The sequence below is a fragment of the Vibrio sp. MM46 genome (assembly GCF_027587135.1).
GTDB classification, from domain to species: domain Bacteria; phylum Pseudomonadota; class Gammaproteobacteria; order Enterobacterales; family Vibrionaceae; genus Vibrio; species Vibrio harveyi.
In genome coordinates this window covers 105,483-121,520 of the sequence record NZ_JAPPTO010000015.1, presented here as the reverse complement: position 1 = coordinate 121,520, position 16,038 = coordinate 105,483, and the positions used below count along the sequence as shown (strand labels likewise).

Here is a 16,038-nt window from a genome sequence, read left to right as displayed (position 1 = left end):
CTAATCGCCCTCTTCTCTCAACATCATCCAGAGAAAACACTATTAAGCCATATCTAGCGATACTGTGAGTGAAATAAAGCGTTTCCGTTAGTCGTCGTTTTTGAATTACCCCACTCCATGCCCTACGCTAATCTTTATGCAACTCATTTAATTAAAATATGGACGTTGATATGGTTAAGAAAATCCTGCCGGTTCTTTCTCTGCTCTCTTCTTATCTGATAACACCTTTTGCAATGGCAGACGATACATACTCGTCACCAAGCCATTGGCAGCATAGTGTTGAAATCTACATGCAGGCTCTGAATATTAATGGCGATTCCACAATGGGGAATTTCTCAACTGACCTTGACGTAGATCCTAAGTTCATCATGGATCATCTTGATATTGGTGCGATGGCAAGGCTTGAAGGAGTGTACAAAAATAAATGGGGTTATTACCTCGATTACAGCTTTATGGATCTAAATGGCAGTGCGAATAATCTATCTGGCATTTTACCTAATGTTACTTATCGTGCAGATCTGGACGTCAGACAAGGCGTACTTGAGGCAAAAGTGTTCCAACGAGAAATCCATTCATTTGGCATGATTGATTACATGTTTGGCTTACGTTGGTGGGATAACGACATCAAGGGTAAAGTCTACCGTAACGATAACCGCATTCTCGTAGACAGATTAAACATCAAAGAGGACTGGGTTGATTTCTTAGTGGGCGTGCGTTGGTTAAACAATCTCACTAAAGACTGGCGTTTTCATGCATGTTTAGACGCTGGTCTTGGAGCAGATACGAACTTTACTTATGCGACACAAATAGGCTTGCGTTATCACATGAATGATTGGTCGGACATTAACCTGGCTTACAAATCGACTTGGGTGGACTATGTCAATAAAGGAACCTTCGAATACGATACTGCCTCTCACGGTTTTCTTGTTGGTCTTGGACTATATTTTTAGTCCCCTCAACATAAGGCGCAGCAGCACGCCAACGTAGGATCTTCTAAGCTAGTAATAACCTTCTCACTTAGGCAAAGCTTAATGATGAATAAATCGGAAGTTATCTGGCCAGATTATTACCACCCTAAACATTCTCATATACACGTACGCAGCCAAATCGAGATCCCTGAACCACCAGAAGTTGTTTGGCAACATCTGGTTCGCGCTCCTGAGTGGCCGGCATGGCGTCACTCTAAAACCATGGTTCAGATCTTAAGTGGCGATAGCACGTTATGCAAAAACACCATGTTTCGTTGGAAAACATCTTGGGTTGATTTTCACTGCACAGTAGTCGAATACACCTTGAATCAACGCTTGGCATGGAAAGGCAAAAAAGGAGGTGTTGATATGTACCACGCTTGGGTTTTAGAGCCGACAAAAACAGGTTGCTGTATTACAACGGAAAGTACCCAACGCGGTGGAATGACCTGGCTTACAAAATACTTTGCACCAAAACAGCTAAGAAAGTACCACCTAAAATGGTTAGAAGAGTTGTGCCGCCAATCTCACGGCAATTGCGAGAAATAATGAAAATATACACTCTACTTGCTACTTAATATGCTCAATAAATGCGCTCAGCCTGATCTCAATCATGTTTGAAGCACGTCGCTTAAGATACCCTTAGCGAAAACTATAAATCCCCAATCCTATGACCTAATGGTCAATAGATAAGGCGCTTGAGCAGCAATGTCGATTAACATTTCAGATCTAACCACCGCATTAAGCAAGGTGGAGCACATACATAAAGTCCAATTGGAAAATGTGCATCAATTCTTTAAGTCTAACGAAACTTTCTCGGTACAAGCCTTTAGCCAAATTGTGGCAACGGACTCTATTGATGAACGTTTTAAAGCTATCGACAAAGAATTTGCTTTGTTGGGCGATGCTAAAACTTACCTACTAGAGGCTTCTTACTTAGTTGCTTAGAAACCAAGCCAGCTAAAGTAAAAAATTGCGCTTGCAAACCTTAAATGAGATTTATTTTTAATCGCATTACTGTTAAATTATCGGCAGTTATCGTATGAGGTTTTGCAATGAACGCGAAGAAAGCGCTAAAAAAATTGAAGAAGAAAACCGTAAAAAAAATGGCTTCTTCTTCACATAAACAGCTTAGTGCTTTAAAGAACAACGCATTAGGCAGCCGTGCCACATCAAAATCTCACACTTTCTCTTCACAAAGTGAACTCGTTAATGAGCTGAAAGGCGTCGCAAACCAAGCTGTAATGAGTGCAGCATATGAGCTCGCCGCGCCTCTCAATCCCCTGTTATCTTGGTTTAACGATGCTGGCGGTGTCGTTGATTTCACCACTGCGCCTAAAAAACCCTCAGTACCGTTATCAAAACAGTCAGCGAACGATTCAACACCTGCATTTTCAGTTAAATCAGTCGGTCATTTGCCCTTGAAATCACCACCTTGCAAGCGTTGCCCTGCTCTCTCGAATGGCATTTGTAAGTGTGCAGCGAAGAAGTTTAAGCTTAGTGCTTAACGTCACAAGTAAAGCGATAGCCAAACGTACTTGATCAAAAAAGCCCGACTTGATGCCGGGCTTTTTAATGTTCTTTTTTCTCAACCGCTTATGCCAAATTCATGATAACTCGGCTGACCGATGGACCAACGATACGAGTCAATGCGACCCCTGTTAATCCTTTCACTAGACTTTTTGTTCCGCTCACCATTGCTTTCTCAACAAAAGAAGGCTTTTCGCTGCTTTGCGTCCAATGATGACTTTCTAGAATTTCCATCAAACTGTCACAATCTAGCTCACGACTATCGAAGCTGATCGCTACAGATCCTGCATATTTCTTATGCTTTACTTCACGTACAGCATCAATCTCTTCCAACTGACAAATCAATTCTTCGACCTCTTTGGGGTGATCTTTAATATAGTCAGAACGAACCCTAAGCCTATGATTTGTCTTGTGAATGTAAGTATTCATGCTAGCGCCAATCCAAATGATAACCATTACTGTTTTCAACAGTAGCATTGAAATTGATTAAGCGCAAAGCATTTGTAATTAGTTCGTCACATGATCCTTTTTCTCAATGAATCTGACCTCGCTTACCGTATAATTTTTTTATGAAACAGTACGTCGACCAGGCCTTAAAACTAAGAAAGTGGGTATCGATTGGCCACCATATCCCGGGAAGAGTAAGACTCAAATACAAGCTCGGCATCGTAGCGCATCTTGCCAGTTTCCGAAGTGACGACATCGAGAAAGCCATTTCTTCAATTCCGGCATTCAAAAACTATAAGTTGAATAATGCGACGGGCAGTATCGTCATTGAATACGACCCAACAACAGTCAACCCCAAAGCAATTGACGCGTTGTTTTCGGAATCAAAAGAGGTTGCTGAACGAGCATGCTACGCGATAGCTGAGCAACTAGACTTAGATGGAGAACGTTCATGAGTGACTCATTGAACAACGCAAATCCATACGAAGCCTACTTCAAGGCCATGATGGAAATGCAAAAGGAAATGGCGAATGCTTACATGGCAAGCATGCAAAACGGTGAAATGCCACCAATGATGATGCCTCATCAAATGGGTATGATGCCGCATTTCCCACATCCTGCATTTTGTCATCCTCACCAAATGCCGCCGGGCATGGGCGCACAATTCCATCCGGGAATGATGCCACCGCCCCCACACTGGCCGCATGCGGGGATGATGCAACACCCACAGCAACCTCAACAACCACCTCAAACCTCTGAAACACCAGAAAGCGATCCATTATTCGAGCAAGCTCAGGCGATGCTAGAAGGCGCTCTCGGTGAAGAAGCAGGCATGTTTAAAGAGATATTAGGAACTTTCGGTATGAACGATAAAGAGTTTTGGAAAGGCGCTATGGTAGGCGCTGCAGCAGCACTTCTATTAAGCAATGAAAATGTGCGCGGCAAACTAATGGGCTTGGTATCAGGTGCTGGCGACATGCTGAAATCTGGTGGTTCAAGCGTAAAAGAAGGCGCCGTAAACACTGCAAGTGCAGTGAAAGAGAACATGTCGACAGGAAGTGAAATCTTTAAAGAGACTTATGCTGCGGGTAAACAAGGCTTCCAAGAATCGGTAGAGCGTCACAAAGCAGAACCTGCAATCAAAGAAGTTGCCGAAAAAGCACCTAGTGAAGAAAACGAAGGTGAAAACGGTCAACCAGTTATCAAAGAACATGAGTAATTCAGCCAATAAACTCAGTTCTGCCAATCGTGCCATGTTAGTCGGTGCTATCGCAGGTGGCAGCGCGACGATTGCCAGCCAGTGGAAAGAGCATAAAGCGGGCAATATCGACACTAATGAAATGGCTACCAGCGCCGCAAAATCTGCACTTAAGACTGCAGCAATCGCTGGTGCGACAACGTATGTGGCAGAAAAAATGGCCGGTCGCCCTGCACTCTCTATGCTGACAATTCTCAGCGTAGGTGCAGCGGGTCTTTACTTAATGGATCAAGTTTCGGAATCTAAAGATGAACAATAACAACCCATACTACGGTTACCCTTACTACGGCTACCCACAGCAACAAAACCAAGCAGTGGATCCACAACAGCAGGCTGCAGAGCAACCATATAAAAAGCAAAACACAAAAACACATTTTATGATGGGTATGGCAGCCGGGGCAGCAGTTGCTTACCTATTGACAAACAAAAAGTTTCAGCAAGGTGTTACGACTACTGGTGAGAAAGCTTGGTCCGCAGTCCGTGGTGAAGTAGAAGAGCTTAAAGAACGCTTAGAAGACACACAAGCAGAGCTGGAATACTACCGTAACCTATACAAAGGCGAAGAATGATCTCGATTCAGGTAAAGCATCACTTTCCCGGTCGGATCCGCTTTAAAGCATCAGCGTTAAGGCATCACAAAGATGTCGGCACTTGGATTGAAACCAGTTTAATGGCAATCCAAGGCATCAGTGCTGTGCGGGTCAATGAGTCTGCTCAATCTGTTGTCGTCGAATATGACACACAACTGCTACAAGCAAAAACGGTTGAAGAACGTCTAAGCCAACTTGATTTAGCAGAAGCCACTCAAGAAGAAGCAGAACACAAGTTTACGCGTGGCGACATTGCCATGAACGTGATTGGCACTATCGCGGCGGCTTTACTGCCCAACAAATGGGGAGCACTATCAACCGCAACATTGATTGCTCCAACCTTATTTGAAGGGGTCAGCGATCTAAAAGACAAGAACATTTCTGTTGAAGTCTTAGATGCAATTGCTGTTGGTTTATCGGCTTGGCGCGGTGATTACCGTACTGCGATGATGACGCAAAGCTTAATCAGTCTTGGCGAATACATGGAGCAAAAGACCAGTCGCAACAGTGATCAACTACTGGCTGATTTGATGCGTCCTCAGGAATCGATTGTTTGGCGCGTAGACGGAACACAACGCACACAAGTGAACTCAACGGAGCTTGACGTTGGTGATGTCATTGAGCTGGCTCCTGGTGTGTCTATTCCTGTTGATGGCACTATCATCAAAGGGGCAGCACTGATTAACCAATCCTCTTTGACTGGTGAAAATGTACCAGTTCGTCGTGAGGAAAGTGCTGTCGTGTACTCTGGAACTAGCGTGCACGAAGGTACAATTCAAGTTCGCGTCGACAAGGTCGGTAGCGAAGCGACCACCGCAAAAATTGCCAAACTGATTTATGACTCGCTGAGTGAAAAGAGCGAAATTCAGCAGGTTACACAAGACATGGCAAACCGCCGCGTGAAAATTACCTTGGGTATCGGAGCCGCAGTCTTTGCGCTAACTCAGGATATTAACCGCGTCGCGTCTGTATTCCTTGTAGATTACTCCTGTGCGCTAAAACTCAGTACGCCAGTAACCTTCAAATCCATCATGTACCGTGCGGCACAACAAGGGATCTTGTTCAAAGGCGGCAGCGCAATTGAAAAATTGGTAACAATCGACACCTGTGTGTTTGATAAAACGGGCACGCTCACTCATGGTGATATGCAGGTAACGGATGTGATTCCATTATGCGATTCCAACACGGCTCGTGATTTACTCGCTATTGCAGCGTCTGTCGAAGAACACAGCAACCACCCACTTTCTCAGGCTGTGGTAAACGCGGCAAAACACAATCAACTACCACACATCGAGCACGGTGAAGTGGAATACGTGATTGCCCATGGTCTCAAGAGCACCATGAATGATCATGAGTTGGTAATGGGCAGTCGCCACTTCTTAGAAGTGCATGAGAGTGTTGACTTCACACCATTTGAAGATGTGATCAAAAAGTATGAAGCGCAAGGTCGTCACCTTATCTTCATCTCGCATCAAAATGTGTTGATCGGCATGATTGGCTTACGCGATCACTTGCGTGAAGATGCATTAGACACGCTAAATGCACTGCACCAGTTTGGTGTCAAAGAGCTGATCATGATTACTGGTGACAGCCAATTCAAAGCCAGCATTCTTGCTGATGAACTGAAACTAGATCGAGTCTTCGCTGAAGCAGTCCCTTCAGAGAAATCAACTATCGTTGAAGCGCTTCAAGCTGAAGGACGCACTGTTATGTTTGTTGGTGACGGCGTAAATGATGCGCCGGCTTTAACCGCAGCTGATGTCGGTGTCGCAATGGGTCGAGGTACTGAACTTGCCCGCCAAGTTGCCGATGTCGTGCTTCTTCGTGATCAGCTATACGGACTGGCAGAAGCGCGTGAGCTTGCCAATATCGCCATGCATGTGATCAACTCTAACATCAAGATCGCAGAATACGTGAATAGCGGAATCATGCTTGCTGCTGCGTTAGGTTGGCTCAACCCAACGATGAGTGCTCTACTCCATAACGGCACAACATTGTCTATCCTTGGTCGCTCTGCAGCACTTAGACATGGATAAATGTACGCTTTAAGAAAAGACTCCTGAAAGCGATGAGAAAAGCCCCGACTCAATCGAGTATCGGGGCTTTTTATTACCTAAGGGAGAGCATTAGTTTGATGAAAGCTTGTAACGATCATCAATGACTGTCACTTCTGGGAACACTTTGCCACTCTTCATCGCTTTCTCTGTTTCTTTCTTCACAGACTTATCAATCCAGAAGTTACCAATATCCATTGGATGGAACATGCTCTCGGTGGATTTGGTCATTGCATCCTTTGGTGTAATCAGCCAGCGCCAATGTGCAACACGAGTATAAGGTACCATGTAACCTGGGACGATCACGTTTGCATCACCAACATACTTCTGGATCTGACGTGACAAGTCATAACGCTTTTGTTGTTCAAACTCGTTGTCATACGCTTCAATTAACTTATCTAGCTCAGGGCTACTGTAGTTCGTATGTGCATTCGTTTGCGGCTTGTTCGCATTCGCTGAGTGGAAGTATTCCCAATATGCTGGGATTTCACCTGAGCCCATATTTAGGAATGCCAGTTGGTGCTTTTTCTCTAGGATGTATTTAAACGCAGAGGAGCCATCAACAAGGTTAAGGGTAAACTCAAGACCCGCTAATTTCGCTTGTTCTTTTAGATAAGCAATTCTAGGAGTATGAGAATTGTAACCGTAAGTAATCGCAAAACTTAGGCGCTCGCCTTTGTCATTAGCACGAATACCATCCGCCCCTATTTTATCGAAACCCGCTTTCTCGAAATGCTTAACCGCTTCTGCTGGATCAAATTTTGGTGGTGTATTGTTTGGATCATCATACTCACCATGACCAAAGCCTAAACCGTGTGGCTTACGTGAATAGTCACCACGCATGATGTTTTCAATCATGCCATCGTAGTCTGTTGCAGCCATGATGCCTTTACGTACTTCTATATTGCCTAGCATCGGCATTGCTGTGTTAATCCACAGACCACCCGCACCTTGAGGTGATTGGTTGAAGCCCCAATACTTTTGGATATAACCCTTGGTGTAGCCATCGCTGTTTGTTTTGTCGTGCCAAAGGTTAGGTAGCACCATATCAAAGTAATCAAGCTTGCCTTTTTCGAAGTGCTTCATCGCGATGTCTTGGTCACGAATTACAGTGATACGTACTTTGTCTACGTTGTAACGGTTTTTGTAATAACGGTTGTTATAGCCCCACCAATCTTTACCAACGTGCTTAAAGGTAACACTCTTACCCTTTTTGATCTTATCAAGGTAGTAAGGGGCGGCGGTCGGTTCTGCCTTGAAGTTGAACTTGCGGACGAAGTTATCTGGCATACCGTCTTTGTTTTCGTCCTTTTCACCCTCAAAGAAGTGTTCTGGACGAGGTTGGAAGCCGTTACTTGGCATATTGATCAAAACCATGAGAGAGTCGTGGCTTTGCGCAACAGAAAGATTAACGCGAATTGTGTATTCATCAATCTTCTCTACGCTCACAATACTGTTTTTAAAGAAGTCGTTGTACCAAGGATCGATGATGTCTTCTGAAGTGTAATACTTCATCATAAATACGTAGTCGTCTGCGGTGATCTTCTCACCATCTGACCATTTAGCGGTTTCATCCAGCTTAAAGTAAACTGTTTTATTATCTTCACCGAACGCCCACTCTTTGGCTAATTGTGGGATCCATTTACCGGTGTTTGGATGGCGCTGTGCCAATTTAGGTGCGCCATCCATAAAGTAGTGACGTAGACCTGAGTTAGCATCAGGACCAACGCTACGAAGAGTCTGTGGAAAGCTCATCATATATGTGCGCAGAGTGCCGCCTCGTACAGCTTCATCAGAAGCGAAAAGAGGCTCGTTATTATTCGAAATCCATTCGATGTCAGCAGGTAGCTCCGCAGCATTTAACTGAAAGCTGCTCGCCACTAACATTGCCAATGCCGAGAATGGCAGAGTTTTTATCATTGTTTTCTTCCTTGTCGTGTTTGCGTAGTAAGACCAGAAGAACGACAACAAGTGAATCTCGAAGCGACTGTGTTTAATACACAGTAAAGGAAATAATGGGAGCGAATACAAAGTGAAGTCCTGTTCACTTCCGTATAAATATCAGAGAGTTTCACCAGGTCATCCTGACCTTACAACGCAGTGAATGCATCCACTCCATAGTATTCGTTACACATTTGTAACGCAACCCATCCATAACACATGGTTGCACTTTCCGAGTATCACAGCGGTTTATGTTAGCAAAGTGTGAACCTAGCAGTGCCATTAGCCATACAGTCAAGGCAAAACGATATCAATTACAGCTACCTCTATTTTTTCAGTGCAGCAAAAACAAAAAAGGCGAAGCGTTCCCACTTCACCTTTTTCGTTCGGTTCAAATCAACATTACATATTTGCTAAGCTATCGTTGATTGACTTAAGGACCGATGCAGGATCCACAGCCTGAGTAATCGGACGACCAATTACAAGGTAGTCAGAACCCGCTTGGATTGCATCTACTGGCGTCATGATGCGGCGTTGATCACCTTGCTCAGAGCCTGCTGGGCGGATACCTGGAGTGATTAGCTTAAATTCTTTTCCAAGTTCATTTTTAAGTAGAGATGACTCTTGCGCAGAGCACACTACGCCATCAAGACCAGCGTTCTTTGTCAGAGTTGCTAGGCGAATAACCTGCTCTTGAGGAGCGACGTTCAGACCGATTCCAGCAAGATCGCTCTGCTCCATGCTTGTTAACACTGTCACACCAATAAGTAGCGGGCGGTCTTTACCGTAAGGTTCAAGAATTTCACGCGATGCTGTCATCATGCGCTCGCCACCACTTGCGTGTACGTTCACCATCCATACGCCCAGTTCAGCTGCTGCGCGAACCGCTTTTGAACACGTATTCGGGATATCGTGAAACTTCAGATCTAGGAATACAGAGAAACCGCGTTTATGAAGCTCACGTACGAAATCAGGACCAAATAGCGTAAACATTTCTTTGCCTACTTTAAGGCGACATGACGCAGGATCAATTCTGTCTACAAACGCAAGCGCATCAGCTTGGTTATCATAATCCAGTGCGACAATAACTTTTTGGTCGATCATTTCATCTCCTAACTGTTTTTGGTTCTTATTAAATAAAGGTCAAAAAAATGCAGCGGACAGAAACTCTGCCAGCTGCATTAAAATTATTCACCGTCCAATCCTCGGATTGGCTTGATCGTCCCCCACCCTTTACACGATGGACAGTGCCAGTAAAGGGAATGAGTGGAGAAACCACATTTCCTGCATCGGTAGTGCGGTTTAACTTTTAATTGCTCACCAACCATCGCTTGTAGTGTAGAAAGGCTGTCTTTTGCACGACCATCTTCTGCTTCTGCAATATGGTAGTCAATAAGGCGGTAGAAGCCCTTCATAGTTGGGTTTTTCAATAGTTGTTTGGTTAGTAGTTCTTGTGCGGCTCCCACACTCTCATGGTGCGCAACTAACTGTGCCAACATCAATTCAGACGATACACCGGCTTTCTTATCGATACATGCTCGTAAAAATTCCACCAGCTCATCTTCTTGACCAAGGTGGTGATAACACTCGGCAATTGTTGGCAGTACATCACTGATAAAGTCTTTATCTTGCTCAAGCACGCCAGTCAGGTATTTGATGGTGTGTTTGTAGTCTTCTGATTCCAAGTACACGCGACCAAGAGCAATACTCGCACGGACACATTTAGGATCTTCTGAAAGTGCTTTCTTGAAATGTTGAATGGCTTTATTGGTATTGCCATCCGCTTGGTCAAGCATCGCCAGCTCACACCAGAAGTGCGCAATGTTAGCGCGAATACGAGTGCGTTTTTTGCCCATTTTCGCTAACTGGTTTGCGTAGTGAATCGCTTTTTCCCACTCACGGGTTTGTTGGTAAATAGTCACCAACTGTTGAAGGGCACTTTCACGATGGTCTGGCTCATCAACTAGCTGCTCAAAGATCTTCTCGGCACGGTCTAAAAAGCCGGAAGCCATGTAGTCTTTCGCCAGTTGCTGGAGAGCAAGGTTTTTCTGATCCAGAGTCAGACCAGAACGGGAAATCAGGTTTTGGTGGATACGAATTGCACGGTCGACTTCACCACGAGAACGGAAAAGATTACCTAACGCTAGGTGTGTATCTATCGTTTCGTTATCAACTTGGAGCAATTCAATAAAGTGGTCAACCGCCTTATCTGACTGATCAGATAAAAGCAGGTTAAGACCCGTCACGTACTGACGGGATATCTGATGAGATTGCTTCTGCTTGTCTTGCTGAGCGCTACGATGCCCCATGTACCAGCCATAGGCGGCGGCTATCGGCAATAACAAGAAGAGTAGTTCAAGCATTAAAGTTAAGCCTTATCCTTATGCCTGTTTTGCTACTGCTGGTTTAGCAGGTTTCTCTGCTTCAGCGGGCTCATACTTTTTAAGTTTCTTTTTCAGACGACGAACCTGAAGTTGAGTCTTGAATTGGATGCTAGCAAAGATAACCCATGCCAGAGCAAAGCCAACCACAAAGACCACACCTAGTAGCGTTGATAAGTGGAATTCACCCTTCGCTAAAAGGTAATTGAAAGTCACGATCTCTTGGTTTTGAGAACCTAAAGCCAGTGCAATTAAAAAGAGAGCTAAAACAGCAACGATTTTTATAATTTTCATGTTACATCACCCTTCGAGGAGTAAGTAGGTAAGATTATGCAGTAAAATGTTTCTTCAGACCATGTATATTACCAATAATCTAGTTATAAAAAAGCGGCATACACGAGAGTATGCCGCTTTTTCAAACTAATAAGAGAGCCTTAGCCAACCATATTTACACGTTCACGAAGCTCTTTACCAGGTTTGAAGTGAGGAACGTATTTACCTTCCAACTCCACTTTATCGCCCGTTTTAGGGTTACGACCTACGCGAGGCTCGCGGTAATGAAGAGAAAAACTACCAAAGCCACGGATCTCGATACGGTCACCGCTCTCTAGTGTAGAAGCCATGTGCTCTAAAATATCTTTTACAGCATCTTCTACCTCTTTCGCTGATAAATGTGTTTGCTCAGCGCAGAGTCTTTCAATCAGTTCAGACTTAGTCATAGTTGCCCTCTTTGAGTATCTTTATCACTCATTATAGTAAGTAATACTAATTCCAACAAACACTTGCTATCAATTCTAGACAAATTTTACACAAAATGCGCAATCAAAAAATGTCTTTTTTTAGCATAGTTTATCAACATTAGTATTACTACTCGCAAAGTAGCAAGCATAAAAAAGGAGCCTTGCGGCTCCTTTTTAGCTTAAGCGAGTAAATTATTCGCCTTTAGCAGCTTTGAAAGCGTCAGCCATTGCATTACCAAAAGCAGCTTCGTCTTGCTTGTTGATAGATGCCATTGCTTCTTGCTCTTCAGCTTCATCTTTAGCTTTGATAGATAGGTTGATTACGCGGTTCTTACGGTCAACACCTGTGAACTTCGCTTCAACAACATCACCAGCGCTTAGGATTAGAGAAGCATCTTCTACGCGATCGCGAGATACTTCAGAAGCACGGATGTAGCCTTCAACGCCTTCTGCGATTTCAACTGTAGCGCCTTTAGCGTCAACAGCAGTTACAGTAGCGTTAACTAGAACACCTTTCTTGTTGTCAGCAACGTAAGCATTGAATGGGTCGTTTTCCATTTGCTTGATGCCTAGAGAGATGCGCTCACGCTCAGCGTCTACTGCTAGAACAACTGCAGAGATCTCGTCGCCTTTCTTGTACTCACGTACAGCTTCTTCGCCAGCAACATTCCAAGAAATGTCAGATAGGTGAACTAGACCGTCGATGCCGCCTTCTAGACCGATGAAGATACCGAAGTCAGTGATAGACTTGATCTTACCAGTAACTTTGTCGCCTTTAGCTTGTGCTTCAGCGAATGACTGCCATGGGTTAGCTTTACACTGTTTCAGACCTAGAGAGATACGACGACGTTCTTCGTCGATTTCAAGAACCATAACCTCAACTTCGTCGCCAACATTAACAACTTTAGAAGGGTGGATGTTCTTGTTAGTCCAATCCATTTCAGAAACGTGTACTAGACCTTCAACGCCTTCTTCGATTTCAACGAAGCAGCCGTAGTCAGTTAGGTTAGTTACGCGACCAGTTAGTTTGTGACCTTCTGGGTAACGCTTAGCGATTGCTACCCATGGATCTTCGCCTAGTTGCTTAAGACCTAGTGATACGCGAGTACGCTCACGGTCGAACTTAAGAACTTTAACTTGGATCTCGTCACCAACGTTAACGATTTCAGATGGGTGCTTAACACGCTTCCAAGCCATATCAGTGATATGTAGAAGACCGTCAACGCCACCTAGGTCAACGAACGCACCGTAGTCAGTAAGGTTCTTAACGATACCTTTAACTTCAGAACCTTCTTGTAGAGTTTCTAGAAGCTCGTCACGTTCAACGCTGTTCTCAGATTCGATAACTGCACGACGTGAAACAACTACGTTGTTACGTTTTTGGTCAAGTTTGATAACTTTGAACTCTAGCTCTTTGTTTTCTAGGTGAGCAGTGTCGCGGATTGGACGTACGTCTACTAGAGAGCCAGGAAGGAAAGCACGGATACCGTTTAGTTCAACAGTGAAACCGCCTTTAACTTTACCGTTGATGATACCAACAACAGTTTCAGCTTCTTCGTAAGCTTTCTCAAGAACGATCCAAGCTTCGTGACGCTTAGCTTTCTCACGAGAAAGTTGAGTTTCACCGAAACCATCTTCAACAGCGTCTAGAGCTACGTCTACTTCAGCGCCAACTTCAACTTCAAGTTCGCCAGCAGCGTTCTTGAACTGTTCAGCAGGGATAGCAGATTCAGACTTAAGACCAGCGTCAACAAGAACGAAACCGTTCTCGATAGCTACTACAGTACCTTTAACGATGCTGCCTTGTTGGAATTCTGTTTCGTTTAGAAACTCTTCAAAGAGTTGAGCAAAAGATTCAGTCATTTATTTAATCTTCAATAAATTAAACGTCCACGGGTATCCTACCGCATGGGGTTATTAAATTCGCCAATCATCATCCTTGCGACCGACGCTCTTAGCCTAGCCGAGCGTAATTACTCAGCTAGCTTCGATTCGATATATTGTAGTGCCTTTTCTACCACTTCGTCGATAGTCATCGACGTAGAATCTAGCACAAGCGCATCCTCTGCAGGGCGTAGTGGCGCCACTGGGCGGTTACGATCTCGATCGTCACGCTCTTGGATCTCGCTCAAAAGGTCAGCAAATCTAACATCTAACCCTTTATCTTGCAACTGTTTAAGGCGTCGATTTGCACGCTCTTCTGCACTCGCATCAAGGAAAATTTTCGCTTGTGCACCCGTGAATACAACCGTACCCATGTCACGACCATCAGCAACAAGACCCGGAGCAGTCTCAAATGCACGCTGACGACGCAATAATGCTTCACGAACGCGTGGCAAAGCTGCCACTTTAGACGCCGCCATCCCAGTTTCTTCTTTACGAAGTTCACCAGAGACGTCTTCGCCTTCTAGAATCACTTTTACTAGGTCACCTTCAGCAACAAACTGCACGTCTAGATGAGTAGCAAGTGGAACAAGCGCATCTTCTGACTCAGTGTCTACGCCGTGGTGAATCGCTGCGAGTGCAAGTACACGATAAATTGCGCCAGAATCAAGAAGATGAAAGCCCAACTTCTTCGCCAGCAACATACATAAAGTGCCTTTACCTGCACCACTAGGTCCATCTACGGTAACAACCGGAGTTTGAGAGGACATGTTCTTCTCCACCTATAATTTCTTTTTCAGCAATTTGCTCGGTTTTCGAGGCGCGTATTATACGGGTAATTGCCTTTTGGAGCGAGTAAAAATGTCGTGTAAAGCATTACACCCAACGCGCACTTGGATTCACGCTATTGAGAAAAGTTCCAATAAAAAACGGCGAGAATTTTCACTCTCGCCGTTTTAAGTTTCACTCGTTATCTTATCGATTAAACAATCGGTTTTTGACCACGCTCTGCAAGTTTAAGCACGACACTGTCTGCCACTTTACCTGCAACACCAGCGAGCTTGTCTGCCAGTTTCTTCTTCTGCACGTAATGCACTGCTAGTACGGTTTTCTCTTTGCATGCAGCGACAACCAGATCGTCGGAAGTGCTGATTTCATCCACCAGCCCTAGCTCTTTCGCTTGCGTACCAAACCAGTGCTCACCCGTTGCCACTTTTTCAAGCTCTAGATCTGGGCGACGCTCACGGATGAAGTCTTTAAATAGTACGTGTGTTTCTTCAAGTTCTTGCTTGAACTTATCGCGCGCTTTGTCAGTGTTCTCACCAAACATAGTCAGTGTGCGTTTGTACTCACCAGCCGTTAGCTGCTCGTACTCGATATCGTGCTTTTTCAACAGTTTGTTGAAGTTAGGGATCTGTGCGATAACACCGATAGAACCCACAATCGCAAACGGAGCTGAGACAATCTTGTCTGCCACACACGCCATCATGTAACCGCCACTTGCTGCAACTTTGTCGACAGAAATCGTCAGAGGCAGACCCGCTGCTTTGATTCGGTCAAGTTGAGAAGATGCCAAGCCATAACCATGAACCATGCCACCGCCAGACTCTAGGCGCAGCAAAACCTCATCGCCTTCACGAGCGACAGCTAATACTGCAGTGATCTCTTCACGTAGCGAGCCTACTTCTTTTGCATCAATGCTGCCGTTGAAGTCCAACACGAACAGATGCGGTTCGCGCTTGCTATCGAGAGAACCTTCTTTGCTCGCTTGTTTGATTTCTTTCTCGCGAGATTTGTTCTTCTCTTTCTCTTCTTTCTTGACTGCTTTATCACGAGCTTTGATGAAAGCGTCATCGTGCAGGTGATGCTCCAACTGCTCTACCGCATCTTTATGACGTTCAGAAAGGTTGGTAACTTCCAATTCGCCTTTTGCTGCACCCGACTTACCACTCGCTGATTTTGCGATAATCAACAGCACAATTACTGCTGCAACAACGGTAACAATCTTAGCCAAAAACAGACCGTAATCTAATAAAAATTCCAATGAGAGTTCCTCTATCTCATACCAGTGATAGTCATCAATATGTTACGTAGAAAAATCAGAGAGAAGGCAAGAAAATCAGCAACCTCTTGTTCTGATTGATAGCGTTCAAATAACATACCGGACAACCGTTCTGGAATTGGTATAACACATGAATTGGTGTATTGTAACCAACTTGTCACGATTACCAAGATTTTCCATTGA

Annotated in this window: 18 protein-coding genes; 9 read left to right on the top strand and 9 right to left on the bottom strand. The window is 44.5% G+C overall.

Features of this window, described 5'->3' with window-relative positions; translation table 11 throughout:
* Nucleotides 1-170: 170 nt before the first annotated feature.
* From OH459_RS17515 to OH459_RS17500, 4 genes are all read left to right on the top strand, one after another.
* On the top strand, nucleotides 171-950 hold the full coding sequence (locus OH459_RS17515; protein WP_269987817.1) for a hypothetical protein: 780 nt from the start codon (nucleotides 171-173) through the stop codon (nucleotides 948-950).
* An 84-nt stretch (nucleotides 951-1,034) separates the two neighbouring features.
* Nucleotides 1,035-1,517, top strand: coding sequence for an SRPBCC domain-containing protein (locus OH459_RS17510; protein ID WP_009698463.1), 483 nt, complete (start codon nucleotides 1,035-1,037; stop codon nucleotides 1,515-1,517).
* 159 nt (nucleotides 1,518-1,676) lie between these two features.
* Nucleotides 1,677-1,916, top strand: coding sequence for a hypothetical protein (locus OH459_RS17505; RefSeq protein ID WP_005444872.1), 240 nt, complete (start codon nucleotides 1,677-1,679; stop codon nucleotides 1,914-1,916).
* A 107-nt stretch (nucleotides 1,917-2,023) separates the two neighbouring features.
* Nucleotides 2,024-2,476: a hypothetical protein gene (locus tag OH459_RS17500; protein WP_050935842.1), complete on the top strand. Its 453-nt coding sequence runs from the start codon at nucleotides 2,024-2,026 to the stop codon at nucleotides 2,474-2,476.
* An 88-nt stretch (nucleotides 2,477-2,564) separates the two neighbouring features.
* Here OH459_RS17500 and OH459_RS17495 read toward each other — a convergent pair whose 3' ends face one another.
* Nucleotides 2,565-2,927, bottom strand: a complete 363-nt coding sequence (locus OH459_RS17495) for an HMA2 domain-containing protein (protein ID WP_230544365.1) — start codon at nucleotides 2,925-2,927, stop codon at nucleotides 2,565-2,567.
* A gap of 140 nt (nucleotides 2,928-3,067) precedes the next feature.
* Between OH459_RS17495 and OH459_RS17490 the strand changes: the two genes are divergently transcribed.
* Genes OH459_RS17490 through OH459_RS17470 form a run of 5 tightly spaced genes read left to right on the top strand, consistent with a single transcriptional unit; the run spans nucleotide 3,068 to nucleotide 6,829 of the window.
* Nucleotides 3,068-3,400 carry an HMA2 domain-containing protein gene (locus OH459_RS17490; protein WP_005444868.1) on the top strand — a complete coding sequence of 111 codons (333 nt, stop codon included), beginning with the start codon at nucleotides 3,068-3,070 and terminating at the stop codon, nucleotides 3,398-3,400.
* Nucleotides 3,397-4,164, top strand: a complete 768-nt coding sequence (locus OH459_RS17485; protein WP_050924006.1) for a YtxH domain-containing protein — start codon at nucleotides 3,397-3,399, stop codon at nucleotides 4,162-4,164. Before OH459_RS17490 ends, OH459_RS17485 begins: the two co-directional genes overlap by 4 nt.
* On the top strand, nucleotides 4,157-4,462 hold the full coding sequence (locus tag OH459_RS17480) for a hypothetical protein (RefSeq protein WP_005444866.1): 306 nt from the start codon (nucleotides 4,157-4,159) through the stop codon (nucleotides 4,460-4,462). The genes OH459_RS17485 and OH459_RS17480 overlap by 8 nt, the downstream gene beginning before the upstream one ends.
* Nucleotides 4,452-4,772 carry a hypothetical protein gene (locus OH459_RS17475; RefSeq protein ID WP_005444865.1) on the top strand — a complete coding sequence of 107 codons (321 nt, stop codon included), beginning with the start codon at nucleotides 4,452-4,454 and terminating at the stop codon, nucleotides 4,770-4,772. The genes OH459_RS17480 and OH459_RS17475 overlap by 11 nt, the downstream gene beginning before the upstream one ends.
* Entirely contained in the window at nucleotides 4,769-6,829 is a 2,061-nt protein-coding gene (locus OH459_RS17470; RefSeq protein ID WP_050936830.1) for a heavy metal translocating P-type ATPase, read from the top strand. The genes OH459_RS17475 and OH459_RS17470 overlap by 4 nt, the downstream gene beginning before the upstream one ends.
* A gap of 90 nt (nucleotides 6,830-6,919) precedes the next feature.
* On the opposite strand, the gene OH459_RS17465 is transcribed toward OH459_RS17470, so the two are convergent.
* The 8 genes from OH459_RS17465 to sohB all read right to left on the bottom strand — a co-directional run bounded on the left by OH459_RS17465 (nucleotide 6,920) and on the right by sohB (nucleotide 15,837).
* Nucleotides 6,920-8,767, bottom strand: a complete 1,848-nt coding sequence (locus OH459_RS17465; protein ID WP_269987816.1) for an extracellular solute-binding protein — start codon at nucleotides 8,765-8,767, stop codon at nucleotides 6,920-6,922.
* Between the two features lie 423 nt (nucleotides 8,768-9,190).
* Nucleotides 9,191-9,892, bottom strand: coding sequence for an orotidine-5'-phosphate decarboxylase (gene pyrF, locus OH459_RS17460; RefSeq protein WP_005444860.1), 702 nt, complete (start codon nucleotides 9,890-9,892; stop codon nucleotides 9,191-9,193).
* Nucleotides 9,893-9,975: 83 nt separating this feature from the next.
* Nucleotides 9,976-11,151 carry a lipopolysaccharide assembly protein LapB gene (gene lapB, locus OH459_RS17455; RefSeq protein WP_005444858.1) on the bottom strand — a complete coding sequence of 392 codons (1,176 nt, stop codon included), beginning with the start codon at nucleotides 11,149-11,151 and terminating at the stop codon, nucleotides 9,976-9,978.
* 18 nt (nucleotides 11,152-11,169) lie between these two features.
* The gene (locus OH459_RS17450; protein ID WP_005444857.1) at nucleotides 11,170-11,463 is read right to left on the bottom strand and encodes a lipopolysaccharide assembly protein LapA domain-containing protein; all 294 of its coding nucleotides are present in this window, start codon (nucleotides 11,461-11,463) and stop codon (nucleotides 11,170-11,172) included.
* 140 nt (nucleotides 11,464-11,603) lie between these two features.
* Nucleotides 11,604-11,888 carry an integration host factor subunit beta gene (gene ihfB, locus OH459_RS17445; RefSeq protein ID WP_005444856.1) on the bottom strand — a complete coding sequence of 95 codons (285 nt, stop codon included), beginning with the start codon at nucleotides 11,886-11,888 and terminating at the stop codon, nucleotides 11,604-11,606.
* A 213-nt stretch (nucleotides 11,889-12,101) separates the two neighbouring features.
* Nucleotides 12,102-13,772 carry a 30S ribosomal protein S1 gene (gene rpsA / locus OH459_RS17440; protein WP_005444855.1) on the bottom strand — a complete coding sequence of 557 codons (1,671 nt, stop codon included), beginning with the start codon at nucleotides 13,770-13,772 and terminating at the stop codon, nucleotides 12,102-12,104.
* A gap of 110 nt (nucleotides 13,773-13,882) precedes the next feature.
* Nucleotides 13,883-14,563, bottom strand: a complete 681-nt coding sequence (gene cmk, locus OH459_RS17435) for a (d)CMP kinase (protein WP_010449241.1) — start codon at nucleotides 14,561-14,563, stop codon at nucleotides 13,883-13,885.
* A 212-nt stretch (nucleotides 14,564-14,775) separates the two neighbouring features.
* Nucleotides 14,776-15,837: a protease SohB gene (gene sohB, locus OH459_RS17430; RefSeq protein ID WP_005444853.1), complete on the bottom strand. Its 1,062-nt coding sequence runs from the start codon at nucleotides 15,835-15,837 to the stop codon at nucleotides 14,776-14,778.
* Between the last annotated feature and the right edge of the window lie 201 nt (nucleotides 15,838-16,038).